At 62.9% G+C, this 23,014-nt stretch carries 20 protein-coding genes and 1 tRNA gene; 9 read left to right on the top strand and 12 right to left on the bottom strand.

Annotated elements, in window-relative coordinates; genetic code table 11:
* Positions 1 to 338 precede the first annotated feature (338 nt).
* The 5 genes from GBB11_RS03530 to rlmB all read left to right on the top strand — a co-directional run bounded on the left by GBB11_RS03530 (position 339) and on the right by rlmB (position 4,614).
* Positions 339 to 917 carry a CarD family transcriptional regulator gene (locus tag GBB11_RS03530; RefSeq protein ID WP_151529823.1) on the top strand — a complete coding sequence of 193 codons (579 nt, stop codon included), beginning with the start codon at positions 339 to 341 and terminating at the stop codon, positions 915 to 917.
* A 21-nt stretch (positions 918 to 938) separates the two neighbouring features.
* Positions 939 to 1,673, top strand: a complete 735-nt coding sequence (gene ispD, locus GBB11_RS03525; RefSeq protein ID WP_151529822.1) for a 2-C-methyl-D-erythritol 4-phosphate cytidylyltransferase — start codon at positions 939 to 941, stop codon at positions 1,671 to 1,673.
* Positions 1,666 to 2,154: a 2-C-methyl-D-erythritol 2,4-cyclodiphosphate synthase gene (gene ispF, locus GBB11_RS03520; protein WP_151549859.1), complete on the top strand. Its 489-nt coding sequence runs from the start codon at positions 1,666 to 1,668 to the stop codon at positions 2,152 to 2,154. Before ispD ends, ispF begins: the two co-directional genes overlap by 8 nt.
* A gap of 5 nt (positions 2,155 to 2,159) precedes the next feature.
* Positions 2,160 to 3,536, top strand: a complete 1,377-nt coding sequence (gene cysS, locus GBB11_RS03515; protein WP_151549860.1) for a cysteine--tRNA ligase — start codon at positions 2,160 to 2,162, stop codon at positions 3,534 to 3,536.
* A gap of 133 nt (positions 3,537 to 3,669) precedes the next feature.
* Complete coding sequence (rlmB, locus tag GBB11_RS03510) at positions 3,670 to 4,614, top strand: 23S rRNA (guanosine(2251)-2'-O)-methyltransferase RlmB (RefSeq protein WP_151529819.1); 945 nt, start codon at positions 3,670 to 3,672, stop codon at positions 4,612 to 4,614.
* A gap of 88 nt (positions 4,615 to 4,702) precedes the next feature.
* On the opposite strand, the gene GBB11_RS03505 is transcribed toward rlmB, so the two are convergent.
* From GBB11_RS03505 to GBB11_RS03480, 6 genes are all read right to left on the bottom strand, one after another.
* Positions 4,703 to 6,514, bottom strand: a complete 1,812-nt coding sequence (locus GBB11_RS03505; protein WP_151549861.1) for an ABC transporter ATP-binding protein — start codon at positions 6,512 to 6,514, stop codon at positions 4,703 to 4,705.
* The gene (locus tag GBB11_RS11015) at positions 6,511 to 8,124 is read right to left on the bottom strand and encodes an ABC transporter ATP-binding protein (protein WP_151550464.1); all 1,614 of its coding nucleotides are present in this window, start codon (positions 8,122 to 8,124) and stop codon (positions 6,511 to 6,513) included. Before GBB11_RS11015 ends, GBB11_RS03505 begins: the two co-directional genes overlap by 4 nt.
* Positions 8,125 to 8,202: 78 nt before the next feature.
* On the bottom strand, positions 8,203 to 9,585 hold the full coding sequence (locus GBB11_RS03495; protein ID WP_151549862.1) for an MFS transporter: 1,383 nt from the start codon (positions 9,583 to 9,585) through the stop codon (positions 8,203 to 8,205).
* 388 nt (positions 9,586 to 9,973) lie between these two features.
* Complete coding sequence (locus tag GBB11_RS03490; protein ID WP_151549863.1) at positions 9,974 to 10,855, bottom strand: metal ABC transporter permease; 882 nt, start codon at positions 10,853 to 10,855, stop codon at positions 9,974 to 9,976.
* Positions 10,856 to 11,554 (bottom strand): metal ABC transporter ATP-binding protein, encoded by a 699-nt coding sequence (locus GBB11_RS03485; RefSeq protein WP_151549864.1) that lies wholly within the window; start codon positions 11,552 to 11,554, stop codon positions 10,856 to 10,858. It abuts the gene before it with no gap.
* Positions 11,555 to 11,649: 95 nt separating this feature from the next.
* Entirely contained in the window at positions 11,650 to 12,747 is a 1,098-nt protein-coding gene (locus tag GBB11_RS03480) for a metal ABC transporter solute-binding protein, Zn/Mn family (RefSeq protein WP_151549865.1), read from the bottom strand.
* 77 nt (positions 12,748 to 12,824) lie between these two features.
* Between GBB11_RS03480 and GBB11_RS03475 the strand changes: the two genes are divergently transcribed.
* Positions 12,825 to 13,961 (top strand): LacI family DNA-binding transcriptional regulator, encoded by a 1,137-nt coding sequence (locus GBB11_RS03475; protein ID WP_151549866.1) that lies wholly within the window; start codon positions 12,825 to 12,827, stop codon positions 13,959 to 13,961.
* Positions 13,962 to 13,985: 24 nt separating this feature from the next.
* Here GBB11_RS03475 and otsB read toward each other — a convergent pair whose 3' ends face one another.
* The 5 genes from otsB to GBB11_RS03450 form a co-directional block, all read right to left on the bottom strand.
* Positions 13,986 to 14,747 (bottom strand): trehalose-phosphatase, encoded by a 762-nt coding sequence (otsB, locus tag GBB11_RS03470; protein ID WP_225979240.1) that lies wholly within the window; start codon positions 14,745 to 14,747, stop codon positions 13,986 to 13,988.
* Positions 14,748 to 14,789: 42 nt separating this feature from the next.
* Positions 14,790 to 15,260, bottom strand: a complete 471-nt coding sequence (locus tag GBB11_RS03465; protein ID WP_151550463.1) for an META domain-containing protein — start codon at positions 15,258 to 15,260, stop codon at positions 14,790 to 14,792.
* Positions 15,260 to 16,777: a trehalose-6-phosphate synthase gene (locus tag GBB11_RS03460; protein WP_151549868.1), complete on the bottom strand. Its 1,518-nt coding sequence runs from the start codon at positions 16,775 to 16,777 to the stop codon at positions 15,260 to 15,262. Before GBB11_RS03460 ends, GBB11_RS03465 begins: the two co-directional genes overlap by 1 nt.
* A gap of 76 nt (positions 16,778 to 16,853) precedes the next feature.
* On the bottom strand, positions 16,854 to 17,261 hold the full coding sequence (locus tag GBB11_RS03455; protein WP_151529809.1) for a hypothetical protein: 408 nt from the start codon (positions 17,259 to 17,261) through the stop codon (positions 16,854 to 16,856).
* Positions 17,262 to 17,344: 83 nt separating this feature from the next.
* On the bottom strand, positions 17,345 to 18,808 hold the full coding sequence (locus GBB11_RS03450) for a threonine/serine exporter ThrE family protein (RefSeq protein WP_225979241.1): 1,464 nt from the start codon (positions 18,806 to 18,808) through the stop codon (positions 17,345 to 17,347).
* 298 nt (positions 18,809 to 19,106) lie between these two features.
* On the opposite strand from GBB11_RS03450, the gene GBB11_RS03445 reads away from it, so the two are divergent.
* The 3 genes from GBB11_RS03445 (at position 19,107) to GBB11_RS03435 (ending at position 21,381) form a co-directional block, all read left to right on the top strand.
* A tRNA-Thr gene (locus tag GBB11_RS03445) sits at positions 19,107 to 19,179 on the top strand.
* A gap of 207 nt (positions 19,180 to 19,386) precedes the next feature.
* Entirely contained in the window at positions 19,387 to 20,169 is a 783-nt protein-coding gene (locus GBB11_RS03440; protein ID WP_151549869.1) for a formate/nitrite transporter family protein, read from the top strand.
* A 267-nt stretch (positions 20,170 to 20,436) separates the two neighbouring features.
* A complete protein-coding gene (locus GBB11_RS03435) occupies positions 20,437 to 21,381 on the top strand; it encodes a diaminopimelate dehydrogenase (protein WP_151529806.1) in 945 nt (314 codons plus the stop codon).
* Positions 21,382 to 21,520: 139 nt separating this feature from the next.
* Here GBB11_RS03435 and GBB11_RS03430 read toward each other — a convergent pair whose 3' ends face one another.
* Positions 21,521 to 22,837, bottom strand: coding sequence for an MFS transporter (locus GBB11_RS03430; protein ID WP_151549870.1), 1,317 nt, complete (start codon positions 22,835 to 22,837; stop codon positions 21,521 to 21,523).
* Positions 22,838 to 23,014: the final 177 nt, after the last annotated feature.

Below are 23,014 nucleotides of genomic sequence, written 5' to 3'. Positions count from 1 at the left end.
TCCCACGTGTGTCTGCCTCGCGACGACCGCCGCTGCGGGAGGAAAAGCGGGCTGTTCCCGCGGTGATCGTGCGAGCTGAACTGGGCACTCTTTAGCGGCTGTGCTGCGGGCGCGTGCCCGCGGCTGTCGAGCTGCACCCGCCGGTGCGGTGTGATGCAGGAGGCGCTAGGGGAGCGGAGGGGCCCAGACCAGCTAGGCGGGCACCGCAGGTGGCGCTGCTGGCGTGCTAGAATAGACGCGCTTTACGTATCAGTGTCGTGGCGCGGTGCGCGCCGCGAACTGTGGAGCCGCCAACGCAGTGAGTCACACATTTCCCCAGTGAAGAGAGTGCAAAAGGTATGGATTTTAAGGTCGGAGACACGGTCGTCTACCCCCATCACGGTGCCGCCCGCATCGAGGCCATGGAGCAGCGGCAGATGGGAGACGACGTGCTCGACTTCCTCGTGCTGCAGATCCTGCAGTCCGATCTGGTGGTGCGGGTTCCTGCCAAGAACGTGGAGCTGGTGGGCGTTCGCGATGTCGTGGGCGATGAGGGCCTGCGCAAGGTCTTCTCGGTGCTGCGCGATATGGATGTGGAAGAGGCCGGTAACTGGTCTCGCCGCTATAAGGCCAATCAGGAGCGCCTCGCCTCGGGTGATGTGAATAAGGTCGCCGAGGTGGTGCGTGATCTGTGGCGCCGCGATCAGGATCGTGGCCTGTCCGCAGGTGAGAAGCGCATGCTGGCCAAGGCCCGCCAGATCCTGGTGGGCGAGCTGGCCCTCGCCAAGGAGCTGGACGAGTCCAAGGCGGAGGAGCGCGAGAAGCAGTACGCCGACGCCATCGCGCGGCACCGCGCCGCCGCGTCGGGAGTCACCGCCCCGGTGGAGGACGATGACCTCGATGATGTGGACCTCGACGACCTCAACTTCGACGACTAACCCTCAGCCCGCCGCGCCGCCATGTCCCCCACAGTGACTGCGATTATTGCCGCCGCAGGTTCCGGCACCCGCCTCGGTGCGCCGATGCCGAAGGCCTATGTGCCGCTGCGCGGAGTGACCTTGTTAGAACGCAGCATCACCGCGATGCTCACCTCTCAAGTGGTCGATGCCATCGTGGTCACCGTCAGCCCAGACATGGAGGACTACGCCCGCACCTTGCTGCGGAAACGGGGCCTTGACGGCGAGGTGACCCTCGTGCATGGCGGTGCCGAGCGCGCCGATTCCGTATGGCGCGGATTGCAGGCCATCACGCATGAGCAGGGCGTTGTGCTGGTGCACGATAGCGCCCGCGCGCTCACCCCGCCGGGCATGATCGCCCGCGTCGCCCGAGCCGTGGTCCAAGGCGCACCCGCGGTGATCCCAGTACTGCCGGTGGCGGATACCATCAAAGAGATCCGCGAGGTAGACGGGCAGCAACAGGTGGCATCCACCCCAGACCGCTCCACCTTGCGCGCCGTGCAAACCCCGCAGGGTTTTGATTTGGCGGTGCTCCGCGAGGCCAACCGCGCCTATTTCGCCCAGCCGAGTTTTGTGGCCACCGACGATGCCAGCCTCATGGAATGGTTCGGGGTGCCGGTGCGCTGTGTGCAGGGCGATCCCATGGCCTTTAAAGTAACCACCCCCATGGACATGCTCTTGGCCACTCAGGTGACCGATAGCGCAGAGTCCACGATTTTCGAGGTGCCCAGTGACTAGTCCCATCATTCCCCGCGTTGGCATCGCCACCGATGCCCACCAAGTCCAAGACGGCAAAGACTGCTGGATCGCCTGCCTCCTCTTCCCCGGCCAGCCCGGCTGTGAGGGACATTCCGACGGTGACGTTGTGGCGCATGCGCTTGTCGACGCCCTGCTCTCGGCCGCCAACCTCGGCGACCTAGGTAGTTTCGTCGGTGTGGGGCGGGCCGAATATGACGGCGTGAGTGGCGAGCAGCTCCTGCGCGAATGCCGCCAGCTGCTCGCTGAGCACGGGTTTGTCATCGGCAACGTTGCCGCCCAGCTTGTGGGCCAGTCTCCACGATTAGGACAGCGTCGACAAGAAGCAGAAGAAAAGATCTCCGAGATTCTGGGCTGCCCAGCATCCATCGCAGCCACATCGACCGACCACTTAGGCTTCACCGGCCGCCATGAGGGGCGCGCCGCCGTTGCTACCGCCGTGGTGTGGCAACCGTTAGACTAAGCGGCGTGACTTTACGCATTTTTGACACCGCAACCCGTAGCCAACGTGATTTCATCCCCGTGCGGGAAGGGCACGCCAGCGTCTACCTCTGTGGCGCTACCGTGCAAACCATCCCGCATATTGGGCACGTGCGTTCCGGTGTGGCCTTCGATATTTTGCGTAACTGGCTGGAAGCCAAGGGCCTTGATGTGGCGTTTATCCGCAACGTCACCAATATCGACGATAAAATCCTGAGCAAAGCGGCCGAGGCCGGCCGGCCGTGGTGGGAGTGGGCCGCCACGCACGAGCGCGCCTTTACCTGGGCCTATGATCAATTGGGCGTGACCCCGCCCTCACTCGAGCCGCGCGCCACCGGCCATATCACCGAGATGATCGACTATATCCAGCGCATCATCGACAATGGCCACGGTTATGCCGCCGAGGGCAATGTGTACTGCCAGCCCACCACGATCGAGAACTACGGCATGATCTCCGGCCAGAAGCTCGAGGAGCTGGACCAAGGCGAATCGGCGGGCACCGGCAAGCGCGATCCGCGTGACTTCACCCTCTGGAAAGCCGCCAAGCCCGGTGAGCCCTCCTGGCCCTCGCCCTGGGGGCCGGGGCGTCCCGGCTGGCATATCGAATGCTCCGCCATGGCCACCGCCTATCTTGGCCCAGAGTTCGATATCCACTGCGGCGGGCTAGATCTGCAATTCCCGCACCACGAGAACGAGACCGCCCAGGCGCACGCCGCCGGCGATGGCTTCGCCAACTTCTGGATGCACAACGGCTGGGTCACCATGTCCGGGGAGAAGATGTCGAAATCCCTCGGCAATGTGCTTTCCGTGCCGAATATTCTCGAGCTGGTGCGGCCGGTGGAATTGCGCTACTACCTCGGTTCCGCCCACTATCGCTCCATGCTGGAGTACTCGGAGCAGTCGCTCACCGAGGCCGCCCAAGGCTATCGCCGCATCGAGGCCTTCCTCGATCGCGTGGGCCCGGTGGAGTCCACCACCTGGACCGAGGCCTTCGAGCAGGCCATGGACGACGATCTGGGCGTGCCCGCGGCGCTGGCAGAGATCCACAATGCGGTGCGTCGCGGCAATCAAGCACTGGCCGATGGGCGCACCGGGGACGCCCGCGCCGTTGCCGGTCAGGTGCGCGCCATGGCGGCGGTGCTGGGCGTGGATCCGCAGTCGCCAGTGTGGGCTGCCCGCCGCGATAGCGGCGACTCCGAGGCCACCAAAGCCCTGGACGTCTTGGTCGGAGCCGAGCTGGAGCGCCGCGCCGAGGCCCGCGCCGCCAAGGACTGGGCCACCGCCGATGCAGTGCGTGACCGCCTCCAGGCCGCAGGTATCACCGTGGTAGACGGCAAAGATGGCGCAAGCTGGACTTTAAGCTAAGCTAACCGGATGCGCTGGCACCGGCGCCACCGTAGATGCGAGCCCAGTGACAGTTCATCGCATACGCGGCGTTGCGCCCTGGAGAAGGCACCCGCGGTGTGCGCGAGACGATGTGTGAGGAATAGAAACAATCATGGGACAGAAGAACCGGCACGGCGGCGTTCGTAAATCTAATAAGAAGGGCGCGCCCAAGGGCAGCGGCGGTTTGGGGCGCAAGGCTCTGCGCGGCAAGGGCCCCACCCCGAAGGCCGAGGACCGCGAGTACCACAAGGCCTATAAGGCCAAGCAGGAAAAGAAGCGCCGCGATCAGGGCCGCCACTTTAAAAAGACCACCGTGGATGAGCTGGTCGTAGGCCGCAACCCGGTGGTGGAGTGCCTACACGCCAAGGTACCCGCCCAGACTCTATACGTGGTGGCGGGAACCGCCTATGATGAGCGCCTCAACGAGGCCGTCACCTTGGCTAAGTCCAAGGACATCGCCATCGTGGAGGTGCCGCGCCCCGAGCTGGATCAGATGACCGGCAATGGCCTGCACCAGGGTATTGGCCTGCTCATCGAGCCCTATAGCTACAAAAACGTGGAGGACCTCATCGCCGAGATCGCCGCACTCCCCGAACCGGGCATGGTGGTGTGTTTGGATAACATCACTGACCCGCGCAACCTGGGTGCGATTATCCGCTCGGTGGCAGCCTTCGGTGGCCACGGGGTAGTGATTCCAGAGCGTCGTTCCACCCACGTCACGGGCGTGACCTGGCGTAGCTCCGCGGGCACGGCCGCCCGCGTGCCCGTGTCGAAGGTGACGAACATGACGCGCACCGTCAAGACCTTCCAAGACAATGGCTACCAGGTCGTCGGCCTCGATGCCGGCGGCGATCACACCCTCGATACCTACGATGGCACCACTCCCGTGGTGATCGTGGTCGGCTCTGAGGGCAAGGGTATTTCTCGGCTGGTGCGGGAGAACTGTGACACCCTGATGTCCGTGCCCATGGCGGAGTGGGTGGAATCACTCAACGCCTCCGTGGCAGCGGGCGTGGTGCTCAGCGAGTTCGCCCGCCAACGCCGCGTCGGCCACTAGTAGCAAAACGCAGCACTACGCAGCAGCGCCTCCCGGTGTTTATTCGGGAGGCGCTGCTGTGTGCTGCGAAGAGGATATCCGCGCGGGGCTAGCCCGCCCATTGGGCATAGAGGCTGGCGTAGTGCTCCCCATTGGCGATGAGCTCCTCGTGCGTGCCGTCTTCGATGATGCGGCCCTGCTCCATGACGAGGATGCGATCAGCGCTGCGGGATTGATCGAGCCGGTGTGCGATCACCAAGGCGGTGCGGCCCTTGACGGCGCGCTGGGCGGCGGCCTCGAGATCTTGAGCATAGTCCGAGCCCGCCTCCGAGGTGGCCTCGTCCAGGATGAGAACGGGCGGATCCACCAAACTGATCCGGGCCAGCGCTATCTGCTGCATCACCTCTGGGGCGAGGTCCTCGTGCCCAGCACCGACCTTGGTGTCGAGTCCCTGGGGCAGCCAGCGCTGCCAGAGCGGAGACCGCGGCTGCAGTCCTGCGGCCGCCAGAGCCGCCATGAGCTCTGCGTCTTTCGCGCCGGGCCGAGCAAGCTGCAAATCCTCCCGCAAGGTGCCCGAGAAGACGTGCATTTCCTGGTTGGCCATGCTGATATGTCGCGCCACCCAGTTGTGCGAGACCTCCGCGGTGTTGATGCGGCCGGTGGGGGTGTCTACGTAGATGGCGCCGCCACTGGGCTCGAGCAGCCCGCTCAGCAACTGGGCGAGGGTGGATTTTCCGGCGCCGGAGGTGCCCACGAGCGCAGTGGTGCTGCCGGCCTCGAGCGTGAGGTTGAGGGGTTCAATCACATTCGATTGGCCGCCGTCATAGCTGAAGCTCAGATTCTCCACGGTGATCGCGGGAGGGGTGGTGAGATCCTCCTCGTTATCATCCTTGTCCTGGCCGCTGAGCAGCGCCAAGGACACAGCGCGGCCCAAGGAGGTAGAGGCCGATTGGATCATGCTGGCGAAGTCGAGCACATTGAAAATATGAATTTCCATGCGGAACGCTAGGAGGATCGCGGCGGCCGCTTGGCCGGGGGTGATGATCTCCTGCACCGCCATCCACGCGCCCAATGCGGTGGTGGAGAGCAAAAGAATCGAGAATCCGACATAGCCGCCGCTGAGGATGCGCGCATTGAGAGGAATGATGATGCGCTCGGCGTTGATGACCTGCCACGAGGTAGTAGTCATGCGGTGACGGGCCCAGCGGGACAAACCATAGTTGTGGATAGTGTCGAAACCCCGGATCGAGTCGAGGAGCACGTTATTGCGCTGCGCTTCGGCGGCAGCGGCACGGTTGACCGCGGCGGGTAGCTCGCTGAGCGAGCGGCGCAAAAATAGCCCCACGGGCACGGCCACGAGCACCCAGCACAGCAGGAACGCGGGGTGGATCGCCACCGTGGCGATGAGCGTGAGCGGAAACATCACCAGGGTGATCACCAGCCGCGCCCCGACCATGGTGACGGTGCGGTAGAGGTTATCGATATCGCGCGTCAGACGGGTGATCACATTGCCCGTGCCGAGCTCCAGAATGCGTGGTGCGGGGGCGCGGAGCACGGCCGAAAGACAGCGCTGGCGCAGCTCAACCGAGACCGTGCGGGTGAGAATGGACAACATATAGACCACGAGCTCGGTGGTGAACATCCGGGCTAGGGTGAGCGCGCCGATGGCGATGAGTACCCAGGTGACCGCGGAGGGGCCGGAGCCAAAAATACTGAAGGAGCGCCCCGAGAACACGTCGATGGAGCGGCCCATGATGACGGAGCTGAGGTTTTGCGCCGCCACCGTCACAATCGCCACGGCCACCAGCAGTGCCCACCACCAGCGGCGGGGATAGGCGCGCAGGCTACGCAGATAGCGCAGGCTCTCGCGGGGAGTAGCGGGGGCGAGAGCATCGGCCCCAAGATTCTCGCTCTGGCTCATGAGGCGTCCTCCTTGTCCTGCGTCGCAGCGCGAGCGGGTGTGTCCTCGGCAGCGAGGATGCGATCGGCGGCGTGGCGCCATGCCCGCGAGCTGCTGATCACCACGGTGAGCTGGGCGGCACGTTGCTGCTTCACGTTGTGTATCACCCGCGAGAGCGTCACCGCGTCGAGGCCGGTGGTGGGTTCATCGAAGATGAGTACCTCGGCGTCGCTGAGTACGGCGCGGGCCACGCCGATGCGCTGGCGCTGCCCGCCCGAGAGATTCAACCCGGCCTCGCCGATGGCCCCGGTGGGCAGCTCGCCATGGGGCCCATAGCCGCCGAGGCGGCGCACGATGTCTTCACAGCAGGCGACGTCGAGGGCGTGGCGTAGTTCCGCGTCGCCGTGGCTGTGCTCGGGGTCCAAGTTTTCCCGCAGGCTCGTGGCGAAAATGGTGCTCACATGCGGCACCCGCAGCCCTGCCCAGCCGGGATCGCTATCGGCCACGACCAGGCCGGTGGTGGAGGTAGTGGTGTAGCGCTGTGCGGCGCTCGTGGTATCGAAGCCCGCCACGAGCTGGTGAATACGGCCGGCGGAGGTGCTGGCGCGGGCCACGGTTTCCACCGAGAGCCCCAGGGCCTTACCACTGATAAATAGTGCCGGTGGGGCACTGAGCATGATCGTCATGAACTCGCCGGCGGTGATATCGCCCGAGCTCACCAAGGTTCCGGCCAGAGCCACGCAGGCCACAATGAACACCACGGGGACGAACTGCCGGGCAAGCGAGGCATAAAACGCGATGCGAGCGTCGTGAAGCATGGCCCGCAGCGAGTGGGTGGCGGCCTCATCGAATCGCTTCTCGCAGGTATCGACCGCGCCGAGCCCCTTGATCACGCGGGAGCCCTGGGCAAAATCGGTGCCTAAGGAGACAACGTGAGCCTCAGCGGTGCGGCGCGAGGACGCAACCTGAGTGATGAACCGGCCGGTGTACATCGAGGCGGCGAGAGTGGTGAGGCCACCGAGGGGGATAAGCAGGGCTAGGCGGTAGTCGATGGGAATCGCCACGATCGTGGTGGCGAGGAGCATCATCACCATCTGCAGCGGGAAAGTATTGAGATACTTAGTAAGCGAGACGGTGTGGGAGTCCTCGTCGATGGTGTTCATCACCGTGCCCGGTGATGTGTGCAGATCATGGGCGCTTAAGAGCCGCTCAACCACGGCATTACGGATGCGGTGCACGAGACGGACACGCCCTAGCTCCACGAAGGCGGCGCTGTGTATCTCGGCGATCCAGCTGATGACGTAGAGAACCACGATGATCAGTAGGGGAATGAGCACCTCTGTAAAGGAGATGGCCTCGCCGAGGAGACGATCGGTGATGACACCAAGCAGGCGTGAGACCACGACGGATAGAGGGGTGATCAAAAGCCCCAAGGCCAGCGAGAGCGAGGCGACCTTGGGGAAGGAGAAGAAGGCGCGCCACGTGGCGCGAGTATTACCGGGCCACGAACCCTCGGCCGCAGAGCGGACGAGGGCGATCTCTTCTTCCTCGGGTGGGGTCGTGGGCGCGAACCACAGCCACGTAGGAAGCGGGCGCGGCCTCGTGAGCTGAGAAAAAGATGTCCGAGCCATAATGCCCAAGCTACAACACGATAGTGAGATAGCGCACTAGAGGTTGAGCTGTGCTCGGCATGCGAGCACAGCGGGCTACTAGGACACGGTGGCGGACTCTGCCTGCGGGGCCGGCTGGAAACGGAAGTGGCTTTCGGACTGGCGGGACTCGTGGGTGGGAGTCAAGGGAATGCCGGCTCGTTCCCGCAGGATGAACGCGCAGAAGAAGCCAACGCACGAGGCGACGACCAAGTAGACGCTCACAGCGAAGGTCGTGCCGGTGGCGCCCACCAGCGCCGCAGCGATGGTCGGGGCGAAGGCGCCGCCCACGATCGAGCCGAAGGCGTAGGTGATGGACACGCCCGAGGCGCGAATAGAGGCGGGGAAGAGCTCGGCGTACATGGCGGACTGTTGGCCATAGGTCAGGCCGAGACCAACGGTGAGCAGAATGAGCGCCATGTAGAGCTTGCTCACATCGCCGGTATTGGTGAGCGGGAAGAGGGCAGCGGCACCCACGGCCTGCAGCACGAAGCCGATGAGATAGGTGCCGCGACGACCGATATAGTCCGAGACCCAGCCCGCGAACAGGGTGAAGATCATCCACGTGAACGCTGAGACAGTCACAGCATTGAGCACCACGGAGCGCTCAATTCCTACATTGTCGCTAGCGTAATTCTGGATGTAACCGCCGGCCGTCATATAGCCCACGGCGGAGTTGCCGGCGAAGATGAGTGCGCCGGTGATGACCACGGGGAGGAAATTCTTGAAGAGCACGCCAATGGGGTTGGTCACTTCGTCCTGCTTGCGTTCGGCGATCTCGGAGAACACTGGGGACTCGTCCACCCCGCGGCGAACGAAGTAGCCGATCGCCACCAACACGATGGAGAAGAGGAAGGGGATGCGCCAGCCCCACTCCACGAAGGCATCACCGGGCGCGATATAGGTCATCATCGATAGCGCAGCCGAGGACATCAGCAGGCCCAAAGGCACACCGATCTGTGGGCCGGCGCCGTAGATGCCGCGCTTGTTATTGGGGGCGTGCTCAACGGCCAGCAGTACCGCCGAGCCCCACTCGCCACCGGCAGAGATGCCTTGGATGATGCGTAGGGCAATAAGCAGGATCGGGCCCCAGATGCCGGCGGTCTCATAGGTGGGCAACAGGCCAATGAGGGTAGTGGCCAAGCCCATGGCGAAGAGGGTGATCATGAGTACTACGCGGCGGCCGACGCGATCACCGTAGTGGCCAGCGAGGAAGGCGCCCAGGGGGCGGAAGAGGAAGGACAGGCCAACGGTGAGGAAGGCGATGACCGTGGCCAATCCACCCTCGAGGGAGCCGAACATGGTGGTCTTAAACACCAGTCCGGCAACCGCGGCATAGAGGAAATAGTCATACCACTCGATGGCAGTGCCGATAGTGGTGGCCGCGAGGACGCGGCGTCGCTCGGCAAAGGAAATGCCCTGAGTGTGTGGTTCGTGTGCCATATGTATATCCGTGAGGTAGGAGGGATTTATGGAAATTGACGCAAGTATATTTTCAGCCGCCCTCCCAAGCAACTGCGGGATGCATGACATGGGAGGTCGAATCGCGAGTCCAGAGCACCCTGAGGGAGGGTTATCTAGCCCGCGTTGTCGCGCATGTTGTGCGCTGACTCACTAAACACTAGCAAACGTTATTGATTTGTAATATTTATCCGCTGTGCACCAGCATCGCTGTCGCGGCGCGTGCGGTGTGTATCGGGAGTGAGTGAGGGGGCAGGGCGAGGGGAAGGGGATAGCGAAAAGTGCACGCCGAGCGTTCGAAACGCTGCGGTCGTGCACTCAACACAAAGATGCTGCCTTAGCGGGGCCTTAACAGGGATTTAGCTGGGCTTTAGCGGGGATCGCAGTGCGGTTCCTGCATGTACTGCGTGTGTTCCGCCGAGGTGATGCGGCGGCCCCGAACCGCGCCGATGCCGCGGCATACGAGATAGATGAGAAAGGACAGCGTAGTGACAAAGACCGAGACGGGAAGGCCTGGGGCGAGCGAGAGAATAATGCCGCCCACCGCAGATATTTCCGCAAACAGGGTGGAATAGATCACGGCCCGCACGGGGTGGGAGGTGATCTGCACGGCTGCCGCACCGGGAGTGATGAGCAGGCTCATCACGAGCAGGGCACCCACAATCTGCACCGACTGGGCGGCGGTGAGGCCAACCAGAACTGCGAAGCCCACAGCCACCCAGCGGGTGGGGATGCCGCTCGCGGCGGCCAGCTGCGGATCGGCGCTGGCAAAGAGTAGGGGCCGCCAGAAAATCACCACGGCCCCCACCACGACCACGACCACGGCGGCAAGAAGCCACAGCGAGGCGGAGGAAACGCCCACGATTTGGCCCGTGAGAAGGGAAAAGGCAGTCGAGGTTTTACCGGGGTAGAGGTGAATGAACAGCACGGACAGGCCCATGCCGAAGCTCATCACCACGCCCACGGCGCTGTCTTGGCGTTTCATGCCCAAAAGTGCCAAGACAACCGCGGCGATCACGGAGCCCACCACGGCTCCCATGCCGATATTGATTCCGGCCAATAGTGCGGCGGAGGCGCCCATCAGTGCGAGCTCCGAGGTGCCATGCACAGAAAAGGACATCTGCCGCAGCACAATCAAAGGTGTCATCACACCGGAGACGATGCCGAGCAGGGCGGCGGCGATGAGCGCATCCTGCACGAAGCCGACGCTCAGCAGGTAGGCGGTGTCTTCCATGAGAGTAGAGATAGTCATTTACACCACCACCAAACGGCCATCGACCTCGGCGACCGTGACCTTGGTTCCGTATAGCTCACTAAGAATTTCAGAGCGCATCACCTCAGAGACGGTGCCCAAGGTGTGGCCCCTGGGGCCGATGTAGAGCACGCGGTCGGTGACCGAGAGAATCGGGTTAATCGAGTGCGTCACAAACACCACCGCCATGCCGGCGCGGCGCCGCTCATCTAGACGTTGCACCGTCGCGCTCGAGGCGCGGAAGTCGAGCGAGAGCAAGGGCTCGTCACAGAGCAGCAGCTCGGGGTTGCCGCCAAAAGCCTGCGCCTGACGAATCAGTTGCTGCTGTCCGCCGGAGAGTCGACCCACGCGGGTCGAACCGAAGCCGCTTGCCCCCACCATGTCGAGGAGCTCATCAACTTGGCCGGCCTGGGGGCGGCGATGCCGCAGCACCCCGTGTGCCAAGGACAGCGATACCAGGTCGCGGGCGCGCAGTGGCAGCTCGGGATCAAACATTCGCTGCTGGGGAATGTAGCCGATCTTATTGGTTGCGGAGATCGAGCCTGAGGAGAGTGCTCGGTTGCCCATGATGGTGTGGAGCAGCGTGGATTTTCCCACACCATTGGGGCCCAATACGGCCAGAAACTCCCCTGGCGCGAGATCAAAAGAAAGATCGTGCCATAGGGGAGTGACCGCCGCGCTAGTCAGCGAAAGAATCATTGCTGCAATTCTAGCCTTCGTCTCCGCCGGCCCTGAGGCGATGATCGTCCCAGGGCCGGCGGGTTGGCGTTGAGGTAGGTGAAAGAGGGGCTGGCCTACTTCTTAATCTGTTCGGCCTTCTCCTTCAGCTCCTTGACGATGTTGTCGAGGAAGTCGAAGAAGTTCTCGCCCTGTGCGGGGGTCTCGGTGATTTCCACGATCGGAATATCCTGCTCCCCCGCGGCGTCGCGCAGGCGCTCGGTGTACTCGGTGGAGGTCTCCGGGGTATCGACCATCAGCTCCACCTCACCACCGTTGACAGTCTCCAGCGCCTTGGCGAGGGCTGCTGCCGAGGGCTCCGAGTGGTTCAGGGTGGCCTTGCGGTAATCCTTGGGGGTCACATCGTGGAACTCGGTGTGCAGGAAGAGCTGGTCTGCGATCGGGTGAGTCTGCAGGAAGTGAATGTGCGGCAGCTCGTGAAGCTGATCGTGCAGGCTGTCCATGCGCTTATCGACGCGCTGTGCATCCGCATCAACCTCAGGGTGATCCTTCTCCAGACGCTGGTCCAAATCGTTTGCCACGGACATCACGAGCTTCGGGTTGAACCAGGAGTGCTCGTTCTCGGCGGCTCCAACGAGGGAGTGACTGTGGTCGTGGTCGTGGCCGTCTTCGCCTTCGTGGCCGTGGTCGTGGTCGTGGGCAGCTTCGCCCTCATGGTTGTGGTCGTGGTCGTGGGCAGCTTCGCCCTCATGGCCGTGGTCGTGGTCGTGGGCGTCCTCGCCCTCATGGCCGTGGTCGTGCCCATGATCGTAACCGTGGTCGTGGTCATGGTGGTGCTCGGTGAGCGGCAGGGCGTGGATGATCTTGTCGTTGTTATCGAGGGCGTTGTAGAGCCAGGCGTCGTAGCCGCCGCCACCGACGATGACATAGTCGGCTTCTTCAACCTTGGCCATGTCAGAGGCGGTGGGTTCGAAGGAGTGGGGATCGATGCCATCGCCATCGATGATCGGGGTGATGGTGACGTCGTCGCTGTCCACTACCTCGTCGGCCACATCGGACCAGATGGAGGTAGAGGTGACGATGGTGATGGCGTCAGCATTCTTGCTGGAATCCGAGGCCGAGCTAGAGTCGGCCGAATCGGAGGCTGAGGAACATCCGGCTAGTGCAAGGGCACTGGCACTGGCGATACCAATGAGGGCTTTTAGGTGCTTCATACTCAACAGTGAACGTGTACTGAAAAGCATTGTCAACTGGAAATCAGTGAAAATGGGCGGCGTGCTAGATTTTGGCTATGGCCACCAACTCTCGCAGGCGTAATAACGGGCGCAGTAGCACCGGCAGTAGAGGGACTCTTGCCTCCATAGCGGCGGAACTCGGCATCAGCCGCACCACGGTGTCGAATGCCTATAATCACCCCGAACAGCTCTCTGAGGCACTGCGCGAAAAGATACTGGCCACCGCGCGTCGCGTGGGCTATACCGGCCCCGACCCCACCGCCCGCTCGCTGCGGATGAAGAAGACAGGCAACGTGGGCGTGCTCCTTACCGAGCACCTGCCCTATGCCTTCGAAGATTCCGCCTCGGTGGACTTTCTCGCCGGGCTCGCGGAATCCACCGTCGGTCGCGATGTGGCTCTCACCCTCGTGCCCTGTGGTCCAGAAACCAGCGAGGATAAGGACCTCGCCGCGGGAGTGGTGAACTCCAGTTCTGTCGACGGATTTGTGGTCTACTCCGTCTCCGCTGCTGATCCTTATCTGCATGCGGCGCGGCAGCGCGGACTGCCGCTGGTGGTCTGCGATCAACCCGACCGGTATGAGGACCTGCCCTATGTGGGTATTAATGACTACGACGCGATCGCCCCGGCCGCCCAGGCGCTGATCGACGCCGGCCACCAGAAGATCGGCATCCTCTGTATCCGCTTGGCCAATGTGCGTCATGACGGCATGGTCGATGAGCAGCGCCTGCGCACCGCCACCATGAATGTGCAGCAAGATCGAGTGCGCGGCGCACTCGATGTGCTGGCGGCCGCCGGTATCGATCCGGCGACGGTGCCGATTGTGGAGCGCCATATCAACGATCACGAGAACAATGTCGACGCCGCCCGCGAGCTACTGAGCTCTCATCCCGAGCTCACTGCGGTGCTGTGCACCACCGATTCTATGGCTATCGGGGTGCTCGAGTATGCCCGCTCCCAGGGGCTCTCGGTACCTCAGGATCTCTCGGTCACTGGCTTCGATGGCACCGCCGTGGCATTGCTGCGCAACCTCACCACGGTGATCCAGCCCAATAAACTCAAAGGCAAGACCACCGGCGAGCTGCTCAGTGCAGTCATCGACGCCGCCGAGGGCGGCGCGGAACCGGAATCCATTCGGGTGCAATTGGAGACCACCTTCAACGAGGGCTCCACCGTTGCCCCGCCACGGTCCTAGGCCCCGCCGCCGACCGTTGGAGCACTATTTATAGTCGCGGCGTGCCTCGTAGAGGGCGGTGAACATATCGGCAACGGCCTCGAGATCGTCCTCGAGGTGCATATGTGCTGCGCTCTCACCCGCTCCCACTTTGACACCCAGGTCGAAGTCGCCCAGGGCGCGGAAGCCATCCTCGTCGGTGACATCATCGCCGGCGAATACCACGCAATCGCAGTTCAGCTGCTCGCGCACCGCATCGATCCATGTCCCTTTGTTGATGTCCAGCATCGCCAGCTCGATGATGTTCTTGCCGCCCTTGACAATCACATCTTCACCGGAGAGCACCTCGCGGGCGCGGGCCAAGGCGTTCTCGCGCTTCTCGGGGTTGTCCATGCGGCGCACATGGAAGACGCGGTGGAAGGGTTTGCGCTCAACATACGCGCCGGGATAGTCCTCGGCCACTGCCTCGAGCGCCGTGGTGCAGCGCTGCAGAACAGTGACCTGCTCGTCGCTGAGCGTCACCGGTGAGGAGGAGGATTCAGCGCCATGCGAGCCCACCAGCATGATGGGGGCGTTGAGCTCCACGAGGGAGGTGAGATTGTCCAGGTCGCGGCCGGACAGGATAGCCACGAAGGTATTGGGCAAAAGGGCGAGCTCCTCGAGGGTGTGCATGGTGCGTGTGTTGATGGGCACCTGCGTGGGATCGTCGGCAAAACCGGCGATCGTGCCGTCGAAGTCAGAGACCACGAGGAGCTTGATGCTCTTGGCGGCGTCGATAATGCGGTCGGTCATGCTGCTCATAGCCATAGGGCCCTAGTGTACCGACGGCGCTTTGCGCATGAGACCCACTTAGAGTGCAGAAGTAAGCCGTAGGGCGGGGGCGTCGATCTCTTCAGCAGAAGAGCGCAGCAGCAGGCTGGACTCCTTGTACTCAATGTCGAGCTCACTGTTGAGCAGGGAAACGATGTGCTCATGGAAGTACTGGGCGGCACCCTCGCAGGTGGGGTCGTCGATGCGCAGATGATCGAAACGCAGGTGGGTGGCGTCGGCAGAGGTCGAGCCCTCCCCATCGTGGGAGTAGTGCACCTCGGCCTGGAAGGGGGCGCAGCCGGTATCGCCGGCGACCGTGTGTTCGCCCAGCGACATAACGGCCTGGCCGGCGATGGAATCGGGCAGCTGGGAGGGCGAATCCGGCTGGGTGTACACATCGGTGATATACCACGCAGGCCCAGTGATCGGGCTCTCCGGGCGCTCCTCGCTGCCGCAGCCGCTGAGCAGGATGAGCGAGAGGACTGTAGCTATCGCCGCATAGGGACGCATCACTTCTCACCCCCAGCCGGAGTGGCGAGAGCAGAGAGGAAGGACTCGGCCCAGTAGTGCACGTCATGTTCCATGACGGTGTGGTTCATTGCCTGCATGCGCTCCTTGCTCTGTGTGGAATCGTCTCGCAGATCGCGGACTGCAGAGAGCAGGGCGCGTTTGATCGATTCGATATCGTGCGGATTGCACAGATAGGCGTCGTGCAATTCCGCGGCGGCACCCGCAAATTCGGAGAGCACCAGTGCGCCATCGCCTTCGGGGTGGGCGCACACATACTCTTTGGCCACCAGGTTCATGCCGTCTTTTAGCGGGGTCACCAGCATGATATCGGCAGCGGCGTAGAGATTGACCAGCTCCGTTTTGTCCACGGCGTGATGCAGATAGTGCACCACGGGGCGGCCGATCTCGCCGAAGCGGCCATTAATCCGGCCCACCGTGTGTTCCACGCGGGCGCGGGTGGTGCGATAGTGCTCGATGCGTTCGCGGCTAGGGGTGGCCACCTGAACCACGACGGTGCTGGCCGGATCGAGCGCCTCGGTGTCGAATAGTTCCTCGCAGGCGTCGAGGCGGGCCTCGATGCCCTTGGTGTAGTCCAGACGATCAACGCCCAGGATCAGTACCTCGGGGTCGCCGAGCCGGGAGCGTAGGGCGGGCACATCCGCCGAGTTGAGAGCGGCGGTGATGTCGGAGGTATCGAGCGAGATCGGGAAGGAACCGATGCGCACGCTACGGTCGGTCGCGGTGGTCACCGTGGCCCGGTAGCAGTGGTGTTCTTGTGCGGAGACATCCGTGTCAAGGTCGCACTCTCCGTCGGCGCAGTACTCGCTGATAGCGAGCTCATCGGGCTGGCCGGTATGGGAGCCGGCGAGCCCGCCGACGCTACGGGCCAGGTGGACAAAGTTGGCGGCATCGCGGTCTAAGTGGAAGCCGATTACATCGGCGCCGAGCATGCCGCGCACGATCTCCTCGCGCCACGGCAGCTGTCGAAACAGGTCGGGGGAGGGGAAGGGAATGTGTAAGAAGAGCCCGATGGTGAGATCGGGGCGCAGATGGCGCAGGATGCCGGGGACCAGCTGCAGCTGATAGTCCTGCACCCAGACGGTGGCGCCCTCTTCGGCGATGGCGGCGGTGGCTTCGGCGAAGCGCAGGTTCACCTCGCGGTAGGTCTCCCACCAGTGGCGATGATATTCGGGGGTGACGATGAGGTCGTGGTAGAGCGGCCAGAGAGTGGCATTGGAAAAGCCCTCGTAGAACTCCTCGAAGTCGCGCTGGCGCAGCGTAACGGGGTGGAGATCATAGCCCTTCTCAGAGTGCAGCGGCTCGGGCGAAACATCTGGGATGCCGGGCCAGCCCACCCACGCGCCCTCATGGGCAGCGAGCACGGGGGTCAGCGCAGAGACCAGCCCGCCGGGGCTGGGAACCCAGCGTTGATTGCCTTTCGAGTCGCGCTCGAGATCTACGGGGAGTCGGTTGGCAACGACGATAAAGGAATAGCGTTCACTGCTAGCGCTGGACACGGGCGGGCCTTACTTCTCAAGCGGAGGTGGTTCGCGGCATCGTTCCTTCCGCTCAGCGACGACGCCACGCTAGGGTCTAGGTGGCCTTTTTAGTGGCCTTGGAGCTGGCTTTCTTCGTAGCCTTTTTGCGCGTGGTCTTCTTGGAGGACTTCTTGGTGGCCTTTTTGCTGGCCTTCTTCGACGCTTTCTTCGTAGCCTTTTTGCGCGTGGTCTTCTTGGAGGACTTCTTGGAGGCTTTTTTGCTGGCCTTCTTCGTAGCCTTCTTGGTTGCTTTCTTCTCTTCCGGCTCCTCGAACTCGGCGGCCACCTTGGAGTAGATCAGCCCCTCTGGTTCGATTCCGAGCATGCACGAGAGAGTGACAGCGTCGAGGAAGTCTTCGGAGTAGCTGGACACGATCTTCCGTGCGGCTTCGGCTGTCTCCTTTTCAACCGCGTGCAGCGACTCGGCGGCAGTGGAACGGGTGTCAGTCACCTTGGGTGGCAAGGATCCTCCTGTGAGAAATAAGAGAAAGCGTAAACAGACGTCAAGGAAGCAATTATACGCCATGGGTGGCGCGGACGTGCAGCCTAGACGGGGTCAATACCGGAGTGGGGCTGCGTTGTCGTCGTCGCGGTGCTGTAGCGGCGGGGGTGGCGAATAGCGCGATAGGCACGCATGATCGGCGGGCGGCGCAGCTTGCGGGCAATCCACTCACCAAACACCACGCCCGCAGCGAGCCCACCGGCGGTGGCGACTGCCAGAGCGATATAGGTGAAGCCGTTGATCAGCTGCTCATTCAGCATGGAGTACATGCCGCGATAGACCGCTAGACCCGGCAAGAAGGGGGTCACGCCGGAGATGGCGATGATCAGCGGCGGGATCAGGAATCGGCGGGCCAACAGGCCGCCGGCCAAGCCGATCATGGTGGCGGACATGGCCGTGGAGGTCAGCGCCCCCACTCCGAGCGGCTGCAGTACCAGCAGGTGCAGGGAGAAACCGGCTGCGCCGGTAAGCCAGGCCACCGCCACGGTCGACCATTCCGCATAGGAGCCCACCGCGAAGGTCGCCGCGGCGAGTGAACCCGCCGCCACCTTCACCACCGAGGAGGAGAACTGCAGCGGGGGAGAGGTCTGAATCGGCGGCAGTTCGACGCCCATCGTGGAGGCCACCTCGATGCCGAGGGCGACGCCACCGATGATGCCGCCGGTGATGAGCATCGTTTCAAAGAAGCGGGCAGAGGCCGTGACGGGCGCGCCCGTGATGCCATCTTGAAGGGCCTGCACCAGGGTCAGGCCGGCCAGCAGCACGATGATGCCGGTAGCAATGACCTGGCTGGGGTTGAAGGACCAGCCCAATTCGGTGGCTAGGCGATAGCCAAAGGCGGCGGGCAGGGTGGCGACGAAGCCGCCGAAGACGTTTTGGAAGAAAGAGGGCATGCCCTGCCGGTCGAGCAGGATATTAATAACCATGATGGCCAAGGTGGTGGCGAAGGAGAGCGAGGCCACCAAGGCATTACCGCCGAGCAGCACCGAGACGGCGGCCGCCATCGAGGCCCAGCCCAGCACCGAAATCTTGGCGCCATAGGGCGGCGGGGCGGCGATGATCTCGGTGAGGATCTTGTCTGCCACTTCCGGTGGGGTGGCGCCGGCCTGGATAGAGCGGATAAGGCGGTCGACGTCGCTCAGCTTGGAAAAGTTCACGTCGATGCGTCCGGCCACGCGGAAGGCGCTCACCGGCCGGCGACGCTTGCCGCCCACGTGGGAGAACACGGTGATGGTGTTCATCGTGATGTCCACGTGGCAGTAGTGCAGGCCATAGGACGAGCACACGGTGTGGATCTGCGATTTCACATCGTTATTGGCGGTGCCGGAAGAGAGCAGAATATCGCCGATACGGATGGCGACGTCCATCACGAAGGCCACTTGGTCGGCATCGGTGAGGTCAATAGGTGCGAGCGGGGAGGGCGGCGCGGCGGCCTGCGAGGCGTCGATGGTGGCCACGCGGCCCGAGGGGAACACCCACTCTTTAAAACGAGAGTAAACGCTAGTCACGGAGGTGGAACTTCCCATTCTGGTGGCGAATGATAGGGGAGAGCGCGCACAGCCGTCCGCCGGCGAGGCGGAATCCGGAAATTCAGGCGTTGTACTGCGCAGATTGGCAGTCTAACGCGCCTGGGCATCTGGCGCATATAGACTGCGCACGCCCTACTTTTGTGGAGCCCTAGACACGCGCCCGTCCGCGGTAGCGTGACGACGCCACCTCGCGGCGGTTCTGGCTTGGAAATCCCGGCCGCTGGACTGTAATATTGTGCCTCGTACCTCGCTGCCTATACAGGCGGTGTATGTATGTGCTGGAGTGGCGCAATCGGTAGCGCAACGGTCTTGTAAACCGTAGGTTGCGAGTTCAAGTCTCGTCTCCAGCTCAACCTGAAGGCCAGGTGTGAGCGCGTCACGTTCGCAGCTGGCCTTCAATCGTGTGCGGGTGGGGTTCCTGAGTACCTGCTGGTTTTCCTGAGAGTAGCCTAGGAAAATAGAATGTCTACGGCTGCGAACGTGCCGTGCATGGTCACGGGCGTGGTCAGTGTTGTTTTATCGCCTATTGTCCACGACTATGAAGGGGTTGTTCCCGCATGTCCACTGCCGTTGCACCAGCACCTACTGCCACCCCCGTCGAGGTCGTGGATGCCACGCTAGCCTCGGGCAAAGCCAAGGCAGCCAAGCCGTTGGTATCGCTGATCATTCTGGGTTTCTTCGCCGGCGCCGCCATTAGCCTCGGGGCCGTGGGCAATGTCATTCTCGCCGCCCCGCAGTCGGAGACCGATAGCATCGGGCTGCTGCGCTTCTTGGGTTCGGCGGTATTCCCCGTTGGCCTGATGGCGATCGTGCTCCTCGGGATGGAGCTCTTTACCTCGAACACCATGATGGCGGCCGGACCGCTGCGCGGCCGTTTCTCGTGGGGTGCCATGCTCCGCAACTGGGGCATCGTCTATCTCTTCAACTTCGTCGGCGCCTTCGCTATCGCTGCGGCCGCTATTAAATCTGGGCTTTTCGACGCTCAGATGACCGACTTCCTGCTCACGCTCACCGATAAGAAGGCTCACGCTGGCGCGGGCAGCATCGTGGTCAAGGGCATCCTCTGTAACGTTCTCGTCTGTGCCGCCGTGCTCATGGCCACGGCCGCCCGCCACACCGTGGGCAAGCTCTTCGGCATCTGGTTCCCGATCATGCTCTTCGTGCTCCTTGGCTTCGAGCACTGCGTGGCCAATATGTTCTACATGCCGGCCGGTCTGCTCGCCGGGGCGGATTATGGCCTCGGCGGGATGGTGTACAACATCCTGTGGGCTACCGTCGGCAATCTCATCGGTGGCGCCGGTCTCTTTATCGGGCTGATGCTTAGCCACCCTCGCTCTTAATCTGTCGCGGCAGCTACACCCGAGGCCCCTGTTCCTTCATTCGTGAGTGAGGGGCCTAGTTCTCGTTTTCGGGGTGTGTGGGGCGGCAGGGTGGCGTCGATAAGCGAAAAAATGTGAAATAGCTCACCACTCTAGACCCCTTTTCTATAGGTGAACAGGGAAATTCTTGCAGCTAGAGGATAGTGGCACGGAGAAAAAGTGGGCAGAGCGCCGGAATCCATGTAGCGTGTGCTTATCTCAAGAAGTCAAACTATTGAAGGAGAGACAATGAGCACTGTACGCGCCGGCATCGTCGGCTACGGAAACCTTGGTAAGAGCGTGGAGAAGATCATCAACGATCAGCCCGACATGGAGCTGGCCGGAATCTTCACCCGCCGCGATAGCCTCGATACCGACACCCCAGTCTTCCCCGTGGACAAGGTGGAGGACTACAAGGATCAGATCGATGTGCTGTTCCTGTGCGTCGGTTCCGCTACCGATATCCCCGAGCAGGCCGTGAAGTTCGCTGAGCACTTCACCACGGTGGACACCTATGACAACCACCACGACATCCCGCGCCACTACCGCGATATGGATGCTGCTGCGAAGCAGGGCGAGAACGTCGCCGTCGTTTCTACCGGCTGGGATCCGGGTATGTTCTCCCTCAACCGTGTGATGGCTGGCTCCTTCATCAATGGCCAGCAGTCCACCTTCTGGGGCCCGGGCCTGTCCCAAGGCCACTCCGATGCGCTGCGTCGTATCGAGGGCGTGAAGAAGGCTGTGCAGTACACCCTGCCGGACGCCGAGGTGCTGGAGAAGGCCCGCAATGGCGAGCAGGTTGAGGCCGTGCACAAGCGTCAGTGCTGGGTCGTTGCAGACGAGTCCGAGCACGCACGTATTGAGGAAGAGATCCGCACCATGCCGGATTACTTCGTCGGCTACGAGGTAGAGGTGAACTTCATTGATGAGGCCACCTTCGATGCCGAGCACACCGGCATGCCGCACGGCGGTTATGTGATCAGCCACGGTCACGCCGGTTTCTCCGAGCACCTTGTGGAATACAAGCTGCAGCTGGAGCGTAACCCCGACTTCACCGGTGGTGTGATGGTGGCCTATGGCCGCGCTGCACACCGCTTGGCTGAGCAGGGCAAGACCGGCGCGTTCACCGTGCTTGAGGTCGCCCCCTACCTGCTCTCCGCCACCCCGCTGGAGGAGCTCATCGCTCAGGTCTAAACCGCGAGCATAGCTCAGCATGCGGCCTGCTCTCAGGCCGTATGCACATGCAATCACCGGAGCCCGCTATTCCGAGGTGTCTATTCCCCTCGAGATAGCGTGAGGCTCCGGTTTTTCTGCGCTGGGGCTTATAGCGCCGCTAGGCGGGCTGGCTGCTGTGGTCCAACTCGGGTTGGCGTACCGGTAGCAGGAGCAGCGCCCCGGCGGCGAGTACGACCACGATGCCCAATACGCCCGCGCGATCGCTGCCGGACAGAGCCACGAACAGCGCGAAGAGGGCGGGGGCGAGCCAGCTGATGGCGCGCCCGGTGGTGGCGTAGAGACCATACATTTGCCCATTGCGGCCAGCGGGGCTCAGCCGCTGCAAAAAGGACCGCGATGCGCTTTGGGCGGGGCCGACAAAGAAGCACAGGATCAGCCCGAGAATCCAGAAGGCGCGAGGTCCCTCAGCGAAGAAGAGGGCGATCCCATCGAGCACCATCAGCCCCAGCGATGCGAGAATCACCGGCTTCGGGCCGAAGCGATCGTCCAGCCAGCCGGCGCCTAAGGCCCCGAGTGCGGAGATCACATTGGCGGCGATACCGAAGAGGATGACGTCGTCTGCGCCCAATCCATACACCGTGACGGCGAGGACCGCTCCGAAGGAGAAGACGGCGGCGAGCCCATCGCGAAAGACCGCGGAGGCGATGAGGAAAAAGACCGCTCGACGGTCGCTGCGCCACAGCTGGGCGATCACCCGGCCGAGGTCCTTATAAGAATCCACCACCCCGCGCGGTGTGTGCGCCTCAGGCTGTGGCTCGATCTCAGGGACGCGCAGCAAGGTGGGAAGCGCGAAGGCCCCAAACCAGGCGGCCGCGAGTAGTGCCACCATACGCACGTTGAAGCCGCCCTCGGTGGGTAGCCTCAGCAGCCCGCCATCGCCGGAGATAAACCCGAAGAAGCAGATGAGCAGCAGCACGATACCGCCGAAATAGCCCATGGACCAGCCGAAGGCGGATACTCGTCCCACATTCGCCTTGGTGGAGACCTGCCCCAGCTGCGCAAAGTAATTGACCTCCGCGAACTGGAACGTAATGCTTGCCAGACCCATGATGGTGATGCCCACCCAGAAATAGATGGGGTGATCATTGCGGATAAAAGCCAAGCTGGCCATGAGCGCCACTGTCACTGCTGACCACAACAGCAGAGCGCGTCGACGCGTGCCGCGCACATCGTTCCGGCGCCCCACAATGGGAGCCAGCAGGGCAATGGCCACCCCAGCGAGCGCGATTGCCCAGCCCAAATAGGACGATGCTGGGGTGGATCCGCTGAGCGTCTGGCCCACCGAGTCGGTGAGATACACCCCGAAGATGAAGGTGACGAGCACAGCGTTGAAGGCGGCCGATCCCCAGTCCCAGAGCCCCCAACAGAAGACAGTGGTGGAATCGGTGCGCGATGTGGTGCGGCGAGTGCCCATGATGCGTGTGTCCTCTACGAAAAATTAGGTGCCGGGGGCTTTTCGCCCATTCCGCGAAAACAGATAGCTTTCCGGTACTAAGTGAGTGCCAAGGCTCAGAATAACAAGCGCTCTGTGCTGCGCAGTCCCTAGCCGGTGCGCAGACCACCGCGCCGCCGCAGCCCGCCGGCAGCTCGG

It is taken from the genome of Corynebacterium sp. 74A (assembly GCF_008930665.1).
GTDB lineage: Bacteria > Actinomycetota > Actinomycetes > Mycobacteriales > Mycobacteriaceae > Corynebacterium > Corynebacterium megadyptis.
This window is presented reverse-complemented; position numbering and strand designations above follow the sequence as displayed.